Origin of the sequence: Chitinimonas lacunae (assembly GCF_042650885.1) — a bacterium.
GTDB classification, from domain to species: Bacteria; Pseudomonadota; Gammaproteobacteria; order Burkholderiales; family Chitinimonadaceae; genus Chitinimonas_A; species Chitinimonas_A lacunae.
Genome location: NZ_JBHSBU010000001.1, coordinates 1,797,234 through 1,818,171, shown reverse-complemented (window position 1 = coordinate 1,818,171; position 20,938 = coordinate 1,797,234). Strand labels below are relative to the sequence as shown.

Sequence of the window (20,938 nt, the reverse complement as noted above, 5' to 3'; positions counted from 1 at the left end):
GGATGGCGCAGTGTCGGGCTGGCTTGGCTAGGCGCCATGTTCCGTTCTGTGCGCGATCTGCCCCGCAACGTCCTGTATCTGGTCTTTGGCCGGGCCATCAGCTCGCTCGGATCGGCCTTGACCGGCTTTGCCCTCAATGTCTGGCTCTACCAGCAGACCGGCTCCTACACGATGTTTGCCATGCTGGCGGTGGTCAATGCCATTCCCGGGCTGATCTTTTCGCCGATTGCGGGCGTGCTGGTCGATCGCTATCCGAAAAAATCGCTGCTGATGCTGTGCGATGTCGTGTCAGCCCTCAGCGTCGCAGCGCTGGGGCTCGCCAGCCTGTTGGGCGAACTCAGTCCGCTGTTGCTGGCAGTGAGTTCGTTCTTTCTGAGTCTGACCCGGGCAATCAGCTGGCCCGCTGCCTGGGCCGCGATCAGCAGCCTGACCGACAAGGCGCAGCGTCCCGGCGTCAACGGGATTTCCGAAGCCCTCAACGGCGGCATCAGCATTTTCAGCCCGATGCTGGGCGCACTGCTGTTCGAGCTGATCGGCATCTCGGGCATCGCGCTGTTCGATATCGTCAGCTATGGCCTGTGCATCGCCCTGCTGTTTGCGGTGCGCTTTCCGCCGGAAACCGCCAAGCCGGTCAGCGAGGCAGCAAGCTCGCCCTTTGCGGCATTGCTGAACGACTGCCTGTCCGGTTTCCGCTGGATTCGCTCGCATGCCGGCCTGAGCCGTCTGCTGCTCTATTTCGTGGTGATGAATCTGGGTTGCTCGGTATTTGCCGTGCTGTATGCCCCGTATGTGTTGTCCTTTTCCTCGGAAAATCTGCTGGGCATCTGCATGGCCTTGGGCGGCAGCGGAATGATTGCTGGTGGATTATTTTATGCCGTGATCGGCAATAAAATCCGCAGCGAAAGCGCCGTGTTGATGGGTGGGGCATTGGTCGGCATCAGCATGATCGGCTTTGGCATCATGCGCAGTCCCATGCCACTTGCCCTGTGCGCCTTTTTCTATTCGGCCGGATTTGCTGCGGTCAATGGCGCCAGCCAAACCATCTGGCAAACCCATGTTCCGCTATCGATGCAGGGGCGGGTATTTTCCGTCCGCAGAATGATTGCCTTTGGCCTCAATCCCTTGTCGGTATTGATTTCGGTGCCGTTCATTCAAGCGGTACTCGAGCCTTTGTTGACGGGCAAAATAATCGGTCTGCCGGTCGGCTATTTATGGGGAACCGGCCCGACCGCCCCGCTGGGCCTGATGGCAAGCCTGTGCGGCTTGCTGTGTGTCTCGGTGGCATTGCTGATGTTCCTGTTCAACGGACTGAGAATGCAGCCGCCACCCGTTGCCATTCAACCTCATACATCCTGAAACAGAGAAATGATCATGGAACAGCAATTCGTCGTCGTGATGAACCACGAAGAACAATATTCCATCTGGCCGGCCGATCAGACGATTCCTGCCGGCTGGTCGGCCCAGAATTGCCAGGGCGATAAGGAAACCTGCCTGCAATTTATTCGGGAAAACTGGACCGATATGACGCCGGCCAGCTTGCGGCGGGCGATGGCCACGAATTGATGCGATTGAAAGGCCGATTCGGTGAATATCGGAAAGGCTTTTGGACTGCTGGCAGATTCTTATCTTCAGATTTTTTCTGTATCGAGATGAATAGTTGCTGTGCAAGGCATCCGATCAAGATAGGCAGTAAATAAGAACAGCCACCAGCGTGACGGGTTGTGGTGGGCGGGCTGAAGCATGTGAGGGGTGGGGAAGCAAGATGTTGTTCGATTTTCGTACCAAGCAGTTAGGCGCAATGCTGGCCGGTGCCTGGGCGGTTGCCGCCTGGTCGCCTGCGCTGGCCGACTCCACCCCCCAGCCGGCGCCATCTGCGGCGCCGGTCCCGGCCCAGCACCCTCAGCCGGCCGACAAGGTTCAGGTCTCGGGCCGCAACGATCTGCGGCAGCGCTCGACGGCCAGCAAGATCGTGGTCGGGCGCGAGGAAATCCTCAGCTTTGGCGACCACAGCATGGCCGAAGTCCTGAACCGGCTGCCCGGGATCAGCCTAAGCGGCGAGCCCGGGCGCAACCGCGAGGTGCGGATGCGCGGCCTGGGCGGCGGCTATACCCAGATTCTGGTCAATGGCGACCCGGCCCCGGCCGGCTTTTCGCTCGATACGTTGGCCCCCGATCTGGTCGAACGGATCGAGGTGTTGCGCGCCGCCACCGCTGAACATGGCGCCCGCGCCATCGCCGGCACGATCAATATCGTATTGAAGTCGGTGGTCCGTAAGACCGAGCGGGAAATCAAAGCCGGCATCAGCCGCGAAGGCCGGCGCTATTCGCCGCATCTCGCCGCCCAACTGGCCGATCGTGCCGGTGCGCTGTCCTATCTGGTGGCGCTGACGGCAGCGCAGAACCGCTCGCTGCGCACTTCCGAAGTCGAGGACGAGGTCTTTTCCCGTAGCGGCCAGTTGCTGGCACGCAGTGTGACCGGACGCGAGCGCAATACCCGGGCCGATACCTTCAATCTGTCGCCTCGGCTCACCTGGCGGCTCGATGACGATAGTCAACTGGTGGTGCGGGCCTATCTCGACCATTACCGCGATTTCCTGATCGGTCAGGACCGCAGCCGGATCGAATCGGGCCAGCCGCTCGACTATCTGGGCAATGCGCTGCGCCAGGGCACGCTGCTCCAGACGCTGCGCAGCGACCTGGCCTGGAATACCGTGTTCGCCAACGACAGCAAGCTCGATCTGAAGCTGGGCGGCACCTTGCATCGGCGCGATATCGACGGCCAGCGCCTGGCCGACGGCCTCGACGGCCGGCCGGCACTCGACCGTCAGGTCCGCTCGAAGGCCGACGACAAGTCGATCAGCACGGGCGGCAAGTACACCGTGCCCTTGGCCGAACAGCATGGCCTGGGCCTCGGTTGGGAACTCGAAGCCAGTCAGCGCAAGGAGCGGCGCGAACAGATCGATCTCGAATCGCCCGATCTGTACGACCCGCAACGGCCAACCCTCCGCACTGCCAGCGGCGAGCGCTATACCTCGCGGGTGCGCCGCACGGCGCTCTATCTACAGGATGAATGGGATATCACCCCGGCCTGGTCCACCTATCTGGGCGTGCGCTGGGAGGAAATCCGTACCCGCAGCATCAGCGATTTCAGCCCGGCAATCCGCCATCGCAGTCAGGTCTGGAGCCCGTCGCTGCAAGTGCTGTGGCGCGTCAGCGGCCAAGCCAAGGATCAGCTGCGGTTTGCCGTGTCGCGCACCTACAAGGCGCCCACCACCGGCAATCTGATGAATATCCGCGCCCTGTCGCTCAATAACTCGCCCACGGCCACGGACAACCAGGGCAACCCCGATCTGCGGCCCGAACTCGCCTGGGGCGCCGATCTGGCCTACGAGCACTATTTCGGCAAGACGGGCTTTATCAGCGCATCGCTGTTTGCCCGGCAGATCGACGATGTGATCGGCAGTCAGCTCTACCACGATCAGGGTCGCTGGGTGACGCTGCCGGTCAATATCGGCAAGGCCGATGTCTACGGGGTGGAGCTCGAGAGCAAATTCCAGTTGAAGGACCTGATCCAGACCCAGACCGAGCTGGAGATCAAGGCCAATCTGTCACGCAACTGGTCGTGGCTGCGCAGCATTCCCGGACCCGATAACCGGCTCGACCGTCAGGTACCGCTGACGGCCAATCTGGGTCTGGATTACCGCTTTGCCAAGCTGCCCTGGCGGGTGGGCGGCAATTTCAATTTCCAGGCCAGTTCGCATAACCGTCTGTCCAGCAGCCAGACCGTGGTGGTATCGGCGCGGCGCGCGCTCGATCTGTTCGCCCTGTGGCAGATCGATCCGAAAACCCGGCTGCGGCTGAGTCTGAGCAATCTGCTTCACCCGACCAGCCGGGTGGCTGTCGAGTATGCAGACGAGGCCGGCAGCAGCCGGCAGACCACCGACCAGCGCTCACGGGCCATCGGGCGGGTCATGTTCGAAATCAAGCTCTGATCGGGCTGACTGGCTATTCCAATATATCGACGCCGATCGATTTGGCGTCCGGCAGGCAGGGGGATGGAAGTGAACAAGAAACTGTTCAAATTGGTGGAAACGCTGAATAAAAAATTGAGCCGGGTCCAGGGCGATGCGTATCTCGAGCCCGAGCAGTTTGCCTGGGTCAGCCAGGTCGAGCAGTCCTGCGAGGCCATCAAGGCGGAGCTGGCTGGCCTGATCGATCAGGAGGGCGTTGAAGTCCCCACCATGGCCGAGCTGTCGGGCGGCAATTCCTCGGTCAAGCACACCAATAGCTGGCGTGCCTTATGTCTGTATCTCTATGGCCAGCGGCTTTCGCACCAGGAAAATTTCCTGCCACACACTCATGCGGCGCTCCAGAAAATTCCGGGCCTCAAGACGGCTTTTCTGTCGATTCTGCAACCGGGCACCAGTATCAAGCCGCATCGCGGTCCGTATAACGGCGTGCTGCGCTATCACCTGGGTGTATCGATTCCAGCGGGCGATTGCGCGATCGTGGTCGATGAGCAGCAACGCGGCTGGGCCAATGGCAAAAGCCTGATCTTCGACGATAGCTATGTGCATAAGGCCTGGAATCACACCGAAGAAACCCGGGTCGTGCTGTTTGTCGATTTTCTGCGTCCCTTGCCGTTCTGGTACGCCTGGTTCAATACCCTGATCTACAACCGGCTGTGCCGAGGCGAATTCCAGGTGAAATTCATGCAACGCGCCGCGCAATCGACAGAAAACATGGTGAAGGCGTAAACCTGCCGCGCCGATTGCTTGTCAAGCCATCAATTAAAAAATATTGCCATTACGTTAATTGTATGAGCAAGGCATCAGGAGCAATAACAACCTGATGGTTAAATATCTGCCATGCAAGCGTTTGAGTTCACGAGGGTCTCATTGTGCAATCCGGCTATAAAGACAATAAAAACGACATTTATCCGCTGAGTTATGCGCAGCAGTCGCTGTGGTTTCTGACCGAATGGGCGCCCGAATCGGGTGCCTACAATATGGGCAGTATCTATCGCATCGAAGGGGAATTGGATATTCCCCGCCTGCGGCTGGCCCTCGACCGTGTCATGCGTCGTCACCCGGTGCTGTGTTCGATTTTCGGTGAAACGCCCGAAGGCCCGTTCCAGCGGGTGATCGAGCCGGTGGAGACGCCGTTCGAGCTGATCGAGACCTCGGATGAACTGTCCATCCTTGAGCTGGCGCAATGGCAGATCGAGCGGCCGTTCGATCTCAGGCATGAACCGGCGATCCGGGCCATCCTCTATCGTCAGGGCAGCGGGCTGCACTATCTGGTGCTGGTGCAGCATCATCTGGTTTCCGATGCCTGGTCGATCGAGCTGATTGCGCGCGACCTGTCGGCGGCCTATCGCGGCGATCTGCCCGCCACCGTGGCGCGTCATTACGGCGAGTTCGCCCAGGCGGAGAAAAGCCCCGGGCACGAGCGCCTGCTCGCGCAGAGCCGGCGTGACTGGCTGAAGCGGCTGGCCGGCATGCCGACGGTACTGGAGTTGCCGCGTCAGTTTCCGCGGCCGGCCGTGCGCGATTTCTCCGGCAATACCTTCAGCCAGCCGATGTCGGCTGAACTCCTCACTCGGCTCAAGCAATACTGCGTCAGCAAACGCTGCACGCTGGCCACCGTTTTGCTGGCGGCCTATCAAAGCCTGCTCTGTCGCTATACCGGCCAGACCGACTTCGGTCTTGGCATGCCGGTAGCCGGACGGATGGCGCCCGGCAGCGAAGAGACGGTCGGGATGTTCGTCAATATGGTGGTGCTGCGTGCCACGATCGACCCTGCTGCCAGCTTCGAGACGCTGCTGGGCCAGACCCGTCGCGCCATGCTGCTGGCGATGGATCAGCAGGACTATCCGTTTGCGCTGCTGGCCCGCGATCTGGTGCAGGAACAGGACCGCAGCCGTGAGCCACTGGTCCAGAACACCTTCAACTACCTCAAGGCGTCGGCCTGCCCGCTTGGCCTGAGCGGGACCGAGGTCGAGCGGGTCTATCGCGAGACCAGCTACTCGAAATTCGACTTCTCGCTGCAGTTCGTCGAAAGCGACAGCGGCGTGCAGTGCTTTATCGTCTACGACAGCCGGCTGTTCGCGCCTTGGTTCATCGACCGGCTGTTCTCCCATTTCCGCTGTCTGCTGGAACAGGCCATCTCGGCGCCCGAGCAGCGCATCAAGGATCTGCCGCTGCTCGATAAAGCCGAGCTGGCGCAACTGGTCGCCTGGAATCACACCGCGCTGTCCCAGCTAAACCCGCAGCAATCCATCCACCAACTGTTCGAGGCCCAGGTCGCGCAGCAGCCCGACGCAGTGGCGGTCGTGTTTGCCGACCGGCAACTGAGCTATGGCGAACTCAATCGCCAGGCCAACCGGCTGGCGCATCGTCTGGTCGATCTGGGCGTCGGTCCCGACACTTTGGTGGCAATCTGCGTCGAGCGCTCACTGGAAATGGTGGTGGGCCTGCTGGCCATCCTGAAAGCCGGCGGCGCCTATGTCCCGCTCGACCCTGATTATCCGGCCGAGCGGCTGGCTTATATGCTCGACGACACCGCCGCGCCGCTGATCCTGACCCAGTCGTGGTTGCAGGCACGGCTGCCGGCGCATTCGGCGCGGGTGATCTGTCTGGATGAGCCGATGAGGGACGGCTCGGACGCCAATCTCGCGGTCCGCCTCCACCCCGACAATCTGGCCTACTGCATCTACACCTCGGGCTCGACCGGCAAACCCAAGGGCGCCATCAATACGCACCAGGGTTTCGTCAATCTGGTGCGCTGGTATTTCTCCGACCGGGTCAATACCACCGGGTCCGAGCGGGTGTTGCTGGCAAGTTCGCTCAGTTTCGATCTGACCCAGAAAAACCTGCTCGGCACGCTGTCCTTTGGCGCCACGGTGATCGTGCCGGTCGGGGCGACGGCCGATAGCGATGGGCTGCGCGAGGCGTGGCAGCGGCATCGGCCGACCCGGATCAACTGTGCGCCATCGGCGTACCGGGCGTTTCGGGCAGCGATTCCCGACAGTTCGATTCGCACTGTCGTGCTCGGGGGCGAGCCGATCGAGCCTGGGCTGGTGGCGCAGTTGGCGGCACGCGGCATCACACTGGTCAATTCCTACGGCCCGACCGAATGCGCCGATGTGGCAATCAGCCATCTGGCCGACCCGGCTGCCGGCAGCGTTCCCTTGGGTAAGCCCGTGCCGAATGTGCGCATCCATATTCTCGATGCCTCGCTCAATCGGGTGCCGGTCGGCGTCACGGGCGAGATCTATATCGCCGGGGTAGGGCTGGCGCGGGGTTATCTGAACCGTCCCGACCTGACCGCCGAGAAGTTCCTGCCCTCGCCATTCGATGGTCCGGGCAGCCGGATGTACCGAACGGGCGACCTGGGCTATTACCTGCCCAATGGCGAGATCGAATTCCTGGGCCGTACCGACCATCAGGTGAAAATCCGCGGTTTCCGCATCGAACTGAGCGAGGTCGACAACGCACTGCAAGGCTGTGAAGGCGTGCGCGAAGCGGTGGTGATGGTCGATCGGTCGCAGCAGCAACTGGTGGCCTATGTGGTGGGAACGGCCGTGGACGCGGAAGCCTTGCGCCAAGCGCTGCGGCAGAGTCTGCCTGACCATATGGTGCCGTCGGGCTGGGTGTTCCTGGATGCTTTCCCGCTCAACCCCAATGGCAAGATCGACCGTAAGGCGCTGGCGACACTCGCGTTGACCGAGGCCCACAGCGGTACTGAATATGTCGCCCCCCGGACGGAAGCCGAAGCCTTGCTGGCGACGATCTGGGCCGGGGTCTTGCAGTGCGAGCGGGTTGGCCTGCACGACAATTTCTTCGCCCTGGGCGGGCATTCCTTGCTGGCGACCCAGGTGGTGACGCGCATCCGCCAGGCCTTCCAGGTCGAATTGCCCTTGCGGGTGTTTTTTGCGGCGCAGAATCTGGCGGAACTCGCGCAACAGATCGCCTCGGCGCAAGGGCTTGAGCAACAGCCCATCGCTGTCGCGCCGCGCGAAGGCGACTTGCCCTGTTCGTTTGCGCAGCAGCGTCTGTGGTTTCTTGAGCAGTACGAACCCGATTCCTCGCTCTACAACCTGCCGGCCGTGTGGCGGCTCAAGGGAGCGCTGGATCATCCGGCGCTGACGCAAAGCCTCAACGATCTGCTGGCCCGCCATGAAGTGCTGCGGACGCATTTTGTCCAGGCCGGGGAAAGCGCGGTGCAGCAGATCGCCGACGTGCTGACGTTGAATCCGACGCTGATCGATCTGTCCGACCAGCCCGACGCCGAAGCAGAAGCCCTGCGGCAATTACGCGCCGAAGCGGCCCGGCCGTTCGATCTTGGCCAGGCGCCGCTGCTGCGTGCTCATCTGGTCAAGCTGGATGCGGCGACGCATCTGTTGCTGCTCACGATGCATCACATCGTCTCCGACGGTTGGTCGATGGGGGTGCTCAAGCGTGAGCTGTCGGCGCTCTATCAGGCGCGTCTGAGCGGCATGCCGGCCGATCTGCCGCCATTGCCGATCCAGTACGCGGACTTTGCGCGCTGGCAGCGTCATTGGCTGCAAGGTGCAGTGCTGGCCCGGCAGGTGGATTATTGGAAACACCGGCTCGCCGGCGCCCCGGCGGTGCTGGCGCTGCCGACCGATCACCCGCGCCCGGCCAGCCGGACCACCGAAGGCGCTAGCGTGCCGTTCGAGTTGAGTGCCGAACTGAGCGCCAGGCTGCGGCAACTGAGCCAGCAGGCACAAGCCACGCCATTTATGACGCTGGCGGCGGTGTTCAATGTGCTGCTCCATCGCTATAGCCAGCAGGACGACCTGTGCATCGGCTACCCGGTCGCCAACCGCCAACGTGCCGAGGTGGAAGGGCTGATCGGTTTCTTTGTGAATACCCTGGTGCTGCGCACCCGGCTGAGCCCAGAGCAGCGCTTTATCGATCTTCTCCAACAGGTGCGGGAATCGGTGCTCGACGCCGATGCCCATCAGGATGTGCCGTTCGAGAAACTGGTCGAGGAACTGCAACCCGAACGCAGCCTGAGCTACACCCCGCTGTTCCAGGTCATGCTGACCTTGAACAACACGGGTGAGGAAGCGCTGACGCTGGCCGAGGTGACGGCCGAGCCGGTCCGGCTGGGCACTGGCAGCGCCAAGTTTGACCTGATGCTGGGGCTGGCTGAGCACAGTGGGCAACTGGCGGGTGCGCTGAGTTACAGCACGGCCTTGTTCGAGGCGGCCACGATCGAGCGGATGATCGGGCATTTCCGCACCCTGCTTGAAGCAGTGGTGGCGGCGCCCCAGCGTCGGATCAAGGAATTGCCGCTACTGAGCGAAGCCGAGCTGGCGCAGCGGTTGGCCTGGAATCACACTGCGCTGGCCTATCCAAACCCGCAGCAATCCATCCACCAACTGTTCGAGGCCCAGGTCGCGCAGCAGCCCGACGCAGTGGCGGTCGTGTTTGCCGACCGGCAACTGAGCTATGGCGAACTCAATCGCCAGGCCAACCGGCTGGCGCATCGTCTGGTCGATCTGGGCGTCGGTCCCGACACTTTGGTGGCAATCTGCGTCGAGCGCTCACTGGAAATGGTGGTGGGCCTGCTGGCCATCCTGAAAGCCGGCGGCGCCTATGTCCCGCTCGACCCTGATTATCCGGCCGAGCGGCTGGCTTATATGCTCGACGACACCGCTGCACCGCTGATCCTGACCCAGTCGTGGTTGCAGGCACGGCTGCCGGCGCATTCGGCGCGGGTGATCTGTCTGGATGAGCCGATGAGGGACGGCTCGGACGCCAATCTCGCGGTCCGCCTCCACCCCGACAATCTGGCCTACTGCATCTACACCTCGGGCTCGACCGGCAAACCCAAGGGCGCCATCAATACGCACCAGGGTTTCGTCAATCTGGTGCGCTGGTATTTCTCCGACCGGGTCAATACCACCGGGTCCGAGCGGGTGTTGCTGGCAAGTTCGCTCAGTTTCGATCTGACCCAGAAAAACCTGCTCGGCACGCTGGCCTTTGGCGCCACGGTGATCGTGCCGGTCGGGGCGACGGCCGATAGCGATGGGCTGCGCGAGGCGTGGCAGCGGCATCGGCCGACCCGGATCAACTGTGCGCCGTCGGCGTACCGGGCGTTTCGGGCAGCGATTCCCGACAGTTCGATTCGCACTGTCGTGCTCGGGGGCGAGCCGATCGAGCCTGGGCTGGTGGCGCAGTTGGCGGCACGCGGCATCACACTGGTCAATTCCTACGGCCCGACCGAATGCGCCGATGTGGCAATCAGCCATCTGGCCGACCCGGCTGCCGGCAGCGTTCCCTTGGGTAAGCCCGTGCCGAATGTGCGCATCCATATTCTCGATGCCTCGCTCAACCGGGTGCCGGTCGGCGTCACGGGCGAGATCTATATCGCCGGGGTAGGGCTGGCGCGGGGTTATCTGAACCGTCCCGACCTGACCGCCGAGAAGTTCCTGCCCTCACCATTCGATGGTCCGGGCAGCCGGATGTACCGAACGGGCGACCTGGGCTATTACCTGCCCAATGGCGAGATCGAATTCCTGGGCCGTACCGACCATCAGGTGAAAATCCGCGGTTTCCGCATCGAACTGAGCGAGGTCGACAACGCACTGCAAGGCTGTGAAGGCGTGCGCGAAGCGGTGGTGATGGTCGAGCCGACGCAGCAAAGGCTGGTGGCTTATGTGGTGGGCAAGACGGAAGCGGCGGTGGACGCGGAAGCCTTGCGCCAAGCGCTGCGGCAGAGTCTGCCTGACCATATGGTGCCGTCGGGCTGGGTGTTCCTGGACGCTTTCCCGCTCAACCCCAATGGCAAGATCGACCGCAAACTGCTGACGGGCATGACGCCGCTTCAGGCCGACAGTGGCCTTGCCTATCTGGCACCCCGGACGGAAGTGGAGACCCTGCTGGCCGCAATCTGGGCCGAGGTATTGCAGTGCGAACGGATCGGTCTGCACGACAACTTCTTTGTACTGGGCGGTCACTCGCTGCTGGCGACCCAGGTGATGGCGCGTATTCGCCAGACCTTCCAGATCGAGCTGCCGCTGCGGGTGTTCTTTACCGTCTCCAACCTTGCCGAGCTGGCGCAGCAGATCAGCGAAGCCCAGGGCGCCCAGTCGCAGGTCATCGCCATCGTGCCGCGCGACCAGCCATTACCAGCCTCGTTTGCGCAGCAACGCTTGTGGTTCCTGGAGCAATATGAACCCGGCTCGCCGCTCTACAACCTGTCGGCTGCCTGGCGGCTTGACGGGGTGGTGGACTATTGGGCGCTGACGCAGAGCCTCAACGATCTGCTGGCCCGCCATGAGGCATTGCGCACGTATTTCGTTCCGGGCGACGGGATGCCGTTGCAGCAGATCGCAGGGTCGCTGACGCTGAGTCCGGTGCTGGTCGATCTGTCGGGCCAGCCGGACGCCGAGACTGAAGCGCTGCATCAGCTTGGTCTGGCAGCCGCGCAGCCATTCGATCCCGCGCAAGCGCCGCTGCTGCGTGTCCACCTGTTCAAGCTGAGCCAGACCACCCACCTGCTGCTGCTCACGATGCACCATATCGTTTCCGACGGCTGGTCGATGGGGGTGATCAAGCGCGAGTGGTCCGAGCTGTATCGGGCGCGCTGTGCCGGACAGCCGGCGGTGTTGCCGCCGCTGCCGATCCAGTATGCCGACTTTGCGCTCTGGCAGCGCCAGCGGCTGCAAGGGACCTTGCTGGCCAAACGGCTCGACTACTGGAAGCGGCAGCTCGCCGGTGCACCGGCGGTGCTGGCGCTGCCGACCGACCGTCCACGCCCGGCGATCCGCAGCCATCAAGGGGCGGCCGTGCCGTTCGAGCTGGGAACCGAATTGAGCGCCCAGCTCCACCAGTTGAGCCGGCAGTGCCAATCGACGCTGTTTATGACGCTGGCGGCGGCCTTCAATGTCCTGCTCCATCGCTACAGCCAGCAAGACGATATCTGCATCGGTTATGCAGTCGCCAACCGGCAGCGTGCCGAAATCGAAGAATTGGTGGGTTTTTTTGTAAATACGCTAGTATTGCGTACTCGCTTGCAGCCTGAATGGCACTTTATTGATTTGCTGGAGCGGGTGCGCGAATCGGTACTCGACGCCGACGCCCACCAGGAGTTGCCGTTCGAAAAGCTGGTCGAGGAACTGCAACCCGAGCGCAATCCAGGCCATACCCCGCTGTTCCAGGTGATGCTGACCCTCAATAACACGGCCGAAGCGCCCTTGGCGCTAGGCGAGGTCAAGGCTGAACCGCTGCGGGTCGGCAGCCACCGGGCCAAGTTCGATCTGACCCTGGGGCTGGTCGAGCATGAAGGCCAGCTGATCGGCTCCTTGAGCTACAGCACCGCCTTGTTCGATGCCGCGACGATTGAGCGGATGGTCGGGCATTTCCGCACCGTGCTTGCTGCCGTGGTGGCGGATCCGACTACTCCTCTCAAGGATTTGCCGCTGCTCAGCAAGACCGAGGTCGAGCAGCTGGCAGCCTGGAATGACACGACGGTGGCGTATCCGGCCGAGCGTTGCATCCACGAGCTATTCGAGGATCAGGTGCGGGCGAACCCGGAGGCGGTGGCGCTGCTTATCGGCGAGCAGCAACTGAGCTATGGCGAACTCAATCGCCGTGCCAACCAGCTTGCCCACCATCTGGTCGCGCAGGGCGTCGGCCGCGACACCCTGGTCGGTCTCTGCGTCGAGCGCTCGCTCGACATGGTGGTCGGCCTGCTGGCCATCCTCAAGGCAGGCGGCGCCTATCTGCCGCTTGACCCGGACTATCCCGCCGAGCGGCTGGCCTACATGGTCGAAGATACGGGCGCGGCGCTGATCCTGACCCAGGCGAAGCTGCGTGCCTGCCTGCCCGCTCAGGCGGCCCGGCTGCTCTGTCTGGACGAGCCGGACCGATGGGCGGTCCATCCGTTCGACGATCTGCCCGGCCGTGTCCGCTCGCGCGATCTGGCCTATTGCCTCTTCACTTCGGGCTCCACCGGCCGGCCCAAGGCCACCTTGATCGAGCACCGCAGCGTGGTGCGACTGGTCAGGAACGTCGACTATGCCCGGCTCGATGCCTCGCAGGTATTTCTGCAGGCGGCACCACTGGCGTTTGATGCATCGACGCTGGAATTGTGGGGCAGTCTGCTCAATGGGGCGCGGCTGGCGATTCTGCCGCCGGGCAAGGCTTCGTTCGACGAGCTGGCCCAGGCCATCGAGCGCCATGAGGTATCGATCCTGTGGCTGACTGCCGCGCTGTTCGAGCAGTTCAGTCGCACGCATCTTTCGGCGCTGCGCAGCGTGCGGCAACTGCTGGCCGGTGGCGATGTGCTGGCAGCGGGGGCGATCCGGCGCGTGCTCGACGGATTGCCGCACTGCACGCTGATCAACGGCTATGGCCCGACCGAGAGCACCACGTTTGCGGCCTGCTATCGCTTTCCGCCCGACTTTGCCGGCGCCAGCGCACCGATTGGCCGGCCGATTGCCAATACCCGGATCTATCTGCTCGATCGCCATCGGCAACCGGTCCCGCAGGGCGTGGTCGGCGAAATCCATATCGGCGGCGATGGTCTGGCGCGCGGCTATCTCAACCGTCCCGAGCTGACGGCCGAGCGCTTTATCACCACCCCATACGGCCGCCTGTACCGCAGCGGCGACCTGGGCCGCTATCTGCCCGATGGCAATATCGAATTCCTCGGCCGGCTCGACCATCAGGTCAAGATTCGCGGTTTCCGGATCGAACCGGGCGAGGTCGAAGCGGCGTTGCGGGCGTGTCCGGCAGTGGCCGAAGCCCTCGTCGTGCCGCACGAGGACGACGGGGATAAACGGCTGGTGGCCTATCTGATCGCGGCCGATGGCCAGCTCCTCGATACGGCCGAGCTGCGTCGCCGGCTCGCGCTCAGTCTGGCCGACCATATGTTGCCAAGCGCCTTTGTGGTGCTGCCGGCCTTCCCCTTGACGCCCAACGGCAAACTCGACCGCCGGGCGCTGCCGGCGCCCGATCGGACGGCGCTGATCCACAGCGAGTTCGCCGCGCCAGAAGGCGAGGTCGAACAGACGATTGCCGCGCTGTGGCAGGAATTGCTGCGGCTTGAGCGGGTCGGCCGTCACGATCATTTCTTTGCCCTGGGTGGCCATTCGCTGCTGGCGGCGCAACTGGCGGGCCGTCTGCGCGAACGGCTGGGCGTCAATCTGTCGCTGCGCGAGCTGTTCGAGCTGCCGGTGCTGAGCCAGTTGGCGGCGCGGCTGACCGAGCTGCAACTACAACAATTTTCCACCGATGAGCTGGCGGCCCTGGAACAGGAACTGGCCGGCCTGTCGGAAGAAGCGCTGCGCGCGCTGCTGGAAGGAGCGTCAATTGAGCAATAACGCCACCTTGGAACAACTCAAGCGGGCCGTGATGCTGCAAAAGCTGCGGCAGCGTCAGGAGTCGGGCGGGGCGGTGGCGGGGCAGACGCTCGCTCCCGTGCGGCGCGACCAGCCCTTGCCGCTGTCGTGGGCGCAGCAGCGGCTCTGGTTCCTGGAGCAGTACCAGCCGGGCCTGTCGCGCTACAACATGCCGCTTGCCTGGCGGCTCGAGGGCCAGCTCGACTATCAGGCGCTGGGCCAGGCGCTCAACGATCTGCTGGCCCGGCACGAAATATTGCGGACCGGTTTCGTGATCGAGGCCGAGCAGGCAGTCCAGCAGATTGCCAAGTCGCTGACGCTGAGCCCGACGCTGATCGATCTGTCCGACCAGCCCGACGCCGAAGCGGCAGCGCTGGATCGGCTTCGCCTCGAAGCGGCCCGGCCGTTCGATCTGACCCGGGCACCGCTGCTGCGTGTCCATCTGGTCAAGCTGGCCCCGGCGACGCATCTGCTGCTGCTTACCATGCATCACATCGTCTCCGACGGCTGGTCGATGGGCGTGGCGAAGCGGGAACTGTCGGCGCTCTATCAGGCGCGTCTGAGCGGTGTGCCGGCCAATCTGCCGCCGTTGCCGCTCCAATACGCCGACTTCTCGCTCTGGCAGCGCGACTGGCTGCAAGGCCCGCTGCTGGCCCAGCAACTGGACTATTGGAAACGCCGGCTCGCCGGTGCTCCGGCCATGTTGGCGCTGCCGACCGACCGTCCGCATCAGGCCAACCGCAGTGAGGAAGGCGCCAGTGTCGCCTTCGAACTCAGTACCGAGTTGAGCGGCCAGCTACGCCAACTGAGCCAGCAGGCCCAGGCCACGCTGTTCATGACGCTGGCGGCGGTGTTCAAGGTGCTGCTGTATCGCTACAGCCAGCAGGAGGATCTGTCCATCGGCTATCCGGTCGCCAACCGTCAGCGCCCCGAGCTTGAAGGACTGATCGGCTTTTTTGTGAATACCCTGGTGCTGCGGACCCGTCTGACGCCCGAGCAGACCTTCATGGCGCTGCTGCGGCAGGTGCGCGATGCGGTACTGGATGCCGATGCGCATCAGGACCTGCCGTTCGAGAAGCTGGTGGAAGCGCTGCAACCCGAGCGCAGCCTCAGCCATACCCCGCTGTTCCAGGTGATGCTGACCCTCAACAACACGGCCGAGACCGGCCTGGTGCTGGGGGAGGCGCTGGCCGAGCCGGTGCGGCTTGGCAGTGTCAGCGCCAAGTTCGATCTGACGCTGGGTATGGGCGAGCGGGACGGCCAGCTGGTCGGTTCGCTCAACTACAGCACGGCTTTGTTCGATGCCACCACGATCGAGCGGATGGTCGGGCATTTCCGTCTGCTGCTCGAAGCCGTGGTGGCCGCGCCGCAGACGCCGCTCAAGGATCTGCCGCTGCTGAGTGCGGCCGATCAGCGCCAACTGGCGGCCTGGAACGAGACCGCGCGCGATTATCCGCACGATCGCTGCACCTATCAGCTATTCGAGGCGCAGGCCGCCGAGCGGCCCGATGCCGTGGCGGTGCTGTTCGGTGAGCAGACGCTCAGTTATAGCGAACTCAATCGCCGCGCCAATCGGCTGGCCCATCATCTGGTCGGACTGGGCGTCGGCCCCGATACGCTGGTGGCGCTCTGTCTTGATCGCTCGCTCGAAATGCTGGTGGGCCTGCTGGCGGTCATGAAGGCGGGCGGGGCGTATGTGCCGCTCGATCCGGCGTATCCCAGCGAGCGGCTGGCCCATATGCTCGATGATTCGGCAGCGGCCGTGCTGCTGACCCAATCGGTGCTGCTGACCCGGCTGCCCGCGCATTCGGCCCGGGTGGTCTGCCTGGACGAGCCATTGACTGCCGGCTCGGACCAGAACCTGGCCGCGCGTGCCCGTTCCGAGCATCTGGCCTATTGCCTCTATACCTCGGGTTCGACCGGCAAGCCCAAGGGGGTGCTGGTCGGGCAGCGGCAGCTGGTGAATTTCCTCTGCTCGATGGCCGAGGCGCCGGCGCTGGGGGCGCAGGACACGCTGCTGGCGGTGACCACCCTGTCGTTCGATATTGCGGGGCTGGAACTGTATCTGCCGCTGATCAGCGGAGCCAGGATCGTGCTGGCCAGCCGTTCGCAGGCGGGCGATCCGCAGCAATTGGCCGATTTGATCGCGCAGCATCGCGTCACCGTGCTGCAAGCCACCCCGGCCACCTGGCGCATGCTGCTCGACAGCGGCTGGCCTGGTGCTCCCGATCTGGTGGGGCTGTGCGGCGGCGAGCGTCTCGATGCGGAGCTGGCCGGGCGGATGCAGTCCGCGCTGGCGGCGGTATGGAATCTGTACGGCCCGACCGAGACCACCATCTGGTCGACCCGTCTGCGGCTCGATGGCGAGCAGACCGGCCGTCCGGTATCGATCGGCCGACCGATTGCCAACACCCGCATCCATATCCTGGACCCCGAGCTGCGGCCGCTGCCGCCTGGGCTGGCCGGAGAAATCCATATCGGTGGCGCCGGCGTGGCGCGCGGTTATCTCAATCGGCCCGATCTGAGCCGCGAACGCTTCATTCCCGACCCGTTCGATCGGGACCCGGCTGCCCGACTGTACAAGACCGGCGACCTTGGCCGCTGGCTCGCCGATGGCACCCTCGAATACCTCGGCCGTAACGACTTCCAGGTCAAGATTCGCGGCTATCGGATCGAACTTGGCGAAATCGAAGCGCGGCTGGCGGCCTGTGACGGCGTGCGCCAGGCGGTGGTGGTGGCTCGGGGCGAGCCGGGCGGCGATCAGCAACTGGTCGCTTATCTGCTGGCGGAGCCGCAAGCGACGCTGACGCCGGCGGCACTGCGCGCGCAGCTGGCCGCCCATCTGGCCGACCCTATGCTGCCCAGTGCCTTCATGGTGCTCGAAGCGTTTCCGCTCACGCCCAACGGCAAGCTGGACCGCAAGGCATTGCCGGCCCCTGCCGAGGACGCGCGGATCCGCAGCGAATTCGAAGCGCCGCTTGGCGAAACCGAAACGGTGCTGGCAAGCCTGTGGCAAGGTCTGCTCAAACTTGAGCAGGTCGGCCGCCACGACAATTTCTTCGCGCTGGGTGGCCATTCCCTGCTGGCGACCCAGGTGGTGGCGCGGATACGCCAGGCCTTCCAGATCGAGCTGCCGCTGCGCAGCTTCTTTGCCGCACAGACGCTGGCCGAACTGGCGCGGCAGGTCGCGCTGGCGCAAGGGGCCGAGCAGCCGCGCATTGCCCCGACCTCTCGTCACAGCGCGCCCGTCAGTTCGTTTGCCCAGCAACGGCTGTGGTTTCTCGAACAGTACGAACCCGGCTCCCCGCTCTACAACATGCCGGTCGCCTGGCGGCTCAAGGGCCGGCTCGACTATTCGGCGCTCGCGCAAAGCCTCAACGATCTGCTGGCCCGCCATGAGGTGTTGCGGACCCACTTCGTCCTCGCGGGCGATGTTCCGCTCCAGCAGATTGCCGCCTCGCTCACGCTGACTCCTTCAATGGTCGATCTGTCGGGCCAGTCCGACGCCGAAGCGGAAGCGCTCCATCGGCTCCGTCTCGAAGCGGCCCGGCCGTTCGATCTGACCCAGGCGCCGCTGCTGCGTGCCCATCTGGTCAAGCTCGATGCGACGACGCATCTGCTGCTGCTCACGATGCACCACATCGTTTCCGACGGCTGGTCGATGGGGATCGTGAAGCGTGAGCTGTCGGCGCTCTACCAGGCCCACACCAGCGGCCAGACGGCCTCGTTGCCGCCGCTGCCGATCCAGTACGCCGACTTCTCGGTCTGGCAGCGCAACTGGCTGCAAGGTCCGCTGCTGGCCCGGCAGGTCGAGTACTGGAAGCGCCGGCTCGAAGGCGCGCCGGCCGTGCTTGAGCTGCCGACCGACCGGCCGCGTCCGGCCAGCCGGACACTTCAGGGCGCCGCGGTTCCGCTGGCCTTGAGTGCCGAGCTGAGCGGCCGGTTGCGTCAACTGAGCCGGCAGGCACAGACCACGCTGTTCATGACGCTGGCTGCGGTGTTCAACGTGCTGCTGCATCGCTACAGCCAGCAGGACGACATCTCGATCGGCTATCCGGTGGCCAACCGGCAGCGGGCCGAGATCGAAGGGCTGATCGGCTTTTTTGTGAATACCCTGGTGCTGCGGACCCGCTTGCAGCCCGAGCAGCGTTTTATCGATCTGCTGGCACAGGTGCGGGAGTCGGTGCTCGATGCCGACGCCCATCAGGACCTGCCGTTCGAGAAGCTGGTGGAGGAGCTGCAACCTGAGCGCAGTCTCAGCCATACGCCGCTGTTCCAGGTGATGCTGAGCCTGAACAACACGGCAGAGACCACGCTGGGTCTGGGCAACCTTGCTGCCGAACCTGTCCGGCTGGGCGGCAACCTCAGCGCCAAATTCGATCTGACGCTGAGTCTGTTCGAACAGGAAGGCTGTCTGCTCGGTTCGCTCGCCTACAGCACCGATCTGTTTGAAGCGGCGACGGTGGCGCGGATGGTTGGCCATTTCCGTACCCTGCTCGAAGCGGTGGTGGCCGCGCCGCAGACCGCGCTCAAGGATCTGCCGCTGCTGACCGCAGCCGAAGCGGCCCAGTTGGCGGCCTGGAACGATACGGCGGTGGACTATCCGCTGGATCGCTGCATCCACGAGTTGTTCGAAGGTCAGGTCACCACCAGGCCCGAAGCCATCGCCGTGAGGTTCGGCGCGCAGCAATGGTGCTTTGCCGAACTCAACCGCCGTGCCAATCAACTGGCCCATCGTCTGGTCGGCTTGGGCGTGGGTCCCGACACGCTCGTCGCCATCTGCCTTGAGCGCTCGCTGGAGATGGTGCTTGCGCTGCTGGCGGTACTCAAGGCCGGTGGGGCCTATGTGCCGCTTGATCCGGACTATCCGACCGAGCGGCTGGCCTATCTGCTCAAGGACGCCGCAGCGCCCTTGCTGCTGACCCAGTCGTCGTTGCTGGACCGTCTGCCGCAGCACGCAGCCCAGGTGCTGTGTCTCGATCAGGCTGAGTCGTTCGCTGCGCAGGACGACAATCTGCCGATCCGCACCACCCCCGATCATCTGGCCTACTGCATCTACACCTCGGGCTCCACCGGCCAGCCCAAGGGCGTGCTGGTCAGCCATCGCAGTCTGTTGGGCTCGACGCTGACGCGCTTGCGGGTATACGGCCCGGCCGGGCGTTTCCTGCTGTTGTCGCCCGTGTCGTTCGACAGCTCGATTGCCGGGATTTTCGCCAGCCTGTGTGCCGGCGACAGTCTGGTGGTGGCCGAGCGCGAACTGTTGCAGGACCCCGTGCTGCTTTGGCGTGCGCTACAGCGCGACCGGATCGGCAGCCTGCTGTGCGTGCCGACCATGCTCCAGCAACTGGCCGATTGCCGCGAGGCGGCCTTGCCCGACCTGCATACGGTGATCGTGGCCGGCGAGGCGGTGACGCCCGCGCTGTGGCAGGGCTGGCGCCAGGCGCAGCCGCACAGTCGCCTGTTCAATGAATACGGACCGACCGAAGCCACGGTATGGGCCACGGTGTTCCAGGGCGAGCTGGCCGGGCGCGCCAGCGTGCCGATCGGCCGGCCGATTGCCAATACCCGGATCTATCTGCTCGACCGCGCCTTGCAGCCGGTCCCGATCGGCGTGCCCGGTGAAATCCATATCGCCGGCGCGGGCCTCGCCCGGGGCTATCTGGGCCGGCCCGAGCTGACCGCCGAGCGTTTCCTGGCTTGCCCGTTTGCCGAGGGCCGGATGTATCGGACCGGCGACCTGGCCCGCTATCTGGCCGATGGCCAGATCGAATTCCTCGGTCGGGTTGACCACCAGATCAAGCTGCGCGGCTTTCGGATCGAACTGGGTGAGATCGAACACGCGCTGCTCGACTGTCCGGGCGTGCGCGAAGCCCTGCTGATCCTCGATGAGACCGGCCAGCGGCTGGTGGCGTATCTGACGGCACAGGCTGCCGGTGTGCTGGAGGTGGAAGCGCTGCGAAGCCGGCTGCGCGAGCGGCTGCCCGGCTATATGGTGCCGGCCGCCTGGGTGGTGCTGGAGCGCTTCCCGCTGACGCCCAACGGCAAGGTGGACCGCAAGGCCCTGCCGGCTCCCGAGGGCAGCCGGCCGCGCGAGGCGGCCTATGTGGCGCCCGAGGATGCCACCGAGACGCTGTTGGGTCGGATCTGGGCCGAAGTGCTGGGCGTGGCGCAGGTGGGAGTCCATGACAATTTCTTCGATAGCGGCGGCAGCTCGCTCAGCCTGATCAAGGTGCGCTCGCGTATCCGCGAGGCACTCGGGGTGGAGTTGAGCATCGTCGAGCTGTTCCGCTACCCGACCATCCGCAGCCTGGCCCAGTCGCTGAGCCAGCCGGCCGCCGCCCCTGCCGCCGCAGTGGCGCAGGCGCCGCGTGCCGACCGATTGGCCCGCTTGCGCCAGGCCCGGGCGGGCAAGGATTGATTCGGGAGCAAAAATAAAATTTTGTGAAAAACAAATGCTAATCAAAAAGCGAAGATAAAGAATAATTTCAAAAAAATCTCGGCATCACTAGGGCGACCGTGCCGGCCGACCCAGTGGCAACAGCGCAATAAAGCCGGCGGT

General features: G+C 64.1%; 6 protein-coding genes. All 6 read left to right on the top strand.

Annotation, left to right across the window (positions count from 1 at the left end; all coding sequences use genetic code 11):
* Positions 1-36: 36 nt before the first annotated feature.
* A complete protein-coding gene (locus ACFOW7_RS07375; RefSeq protein WP_378162659.1) occupies positions 37-1,356 on the top strand; it encodes an MFS transporter in 1,320 nt (439 codons plus the stop codon).
* Between the two features lie 15 nt (positions 1,357-1,371).
* Positions 1,372-1,563 (top strand): MbtH family protein, encoded by a 192-nt coding sequence (locus ACFOW7_RS07370; protein ID WP_378162657.1) that lies wholly within the window; start codon positions 1,372-1,374, stop codon positions 1,561-1,563.
* Positions 1,564-1,762: 199 nt separating this feature from the next.
* The gene (locus ACFOW7_RS07365) at positions 1,763-3,991 is read left to right on the top strand and encodes a TonB-dependent receptor plug domain-containing protein (RefSeq protein ID WP_378162655.1); all 2,229 of its coding nucleotides are present in this window, start codon (positions 1,763-1,765) and stop codon (positions 3,989-3,991) included.
* A 69-nt stretch (positions 3,992-4,060) separates the two neighbouring features.
* Positions 4,061-4,756, top strand: a complete 696-nt coding sequence (locus tag ACFOW7_RS07360) for an aspartyl/asparaginyl beta-hydroxylase domain-containing protein (protein WP_378162653.1) — start codon at positions 4,061-4,063, stop codon at positions 4,754-4,756.
* A gap of 143 nt (positions 4,757-4,899) precedes the next feature.
* Positions 4,900-14,361, top strand: a complete 9,462-nt coding sequence (locus tag ACFOW7_RS07355; RefSeq protein WP_378162651.1) for a non-ribosomal peptide synthetase — start codon at positions 4,900-4,902, stop codon at positions 14,359-14,361.
* Complete coding sequence (locus tag ACFOW7_RS07350) at positions 14,351-20,797, top strand: amino acid adenylation domain-containing protein (RefSeq protein WP_378162649.1); 6,447 nt, start codon at positions 14,351-14,353, stop codon at positions 20,795-20,797. Before ACFOW7_RS07355 ends, ACFOW7_RS07350 begins: the two co-directional genes overlap by 11 nt.
* The last annotated feature ends 141 nt before the right edge of the window (positions 20,798-20,938 follow it).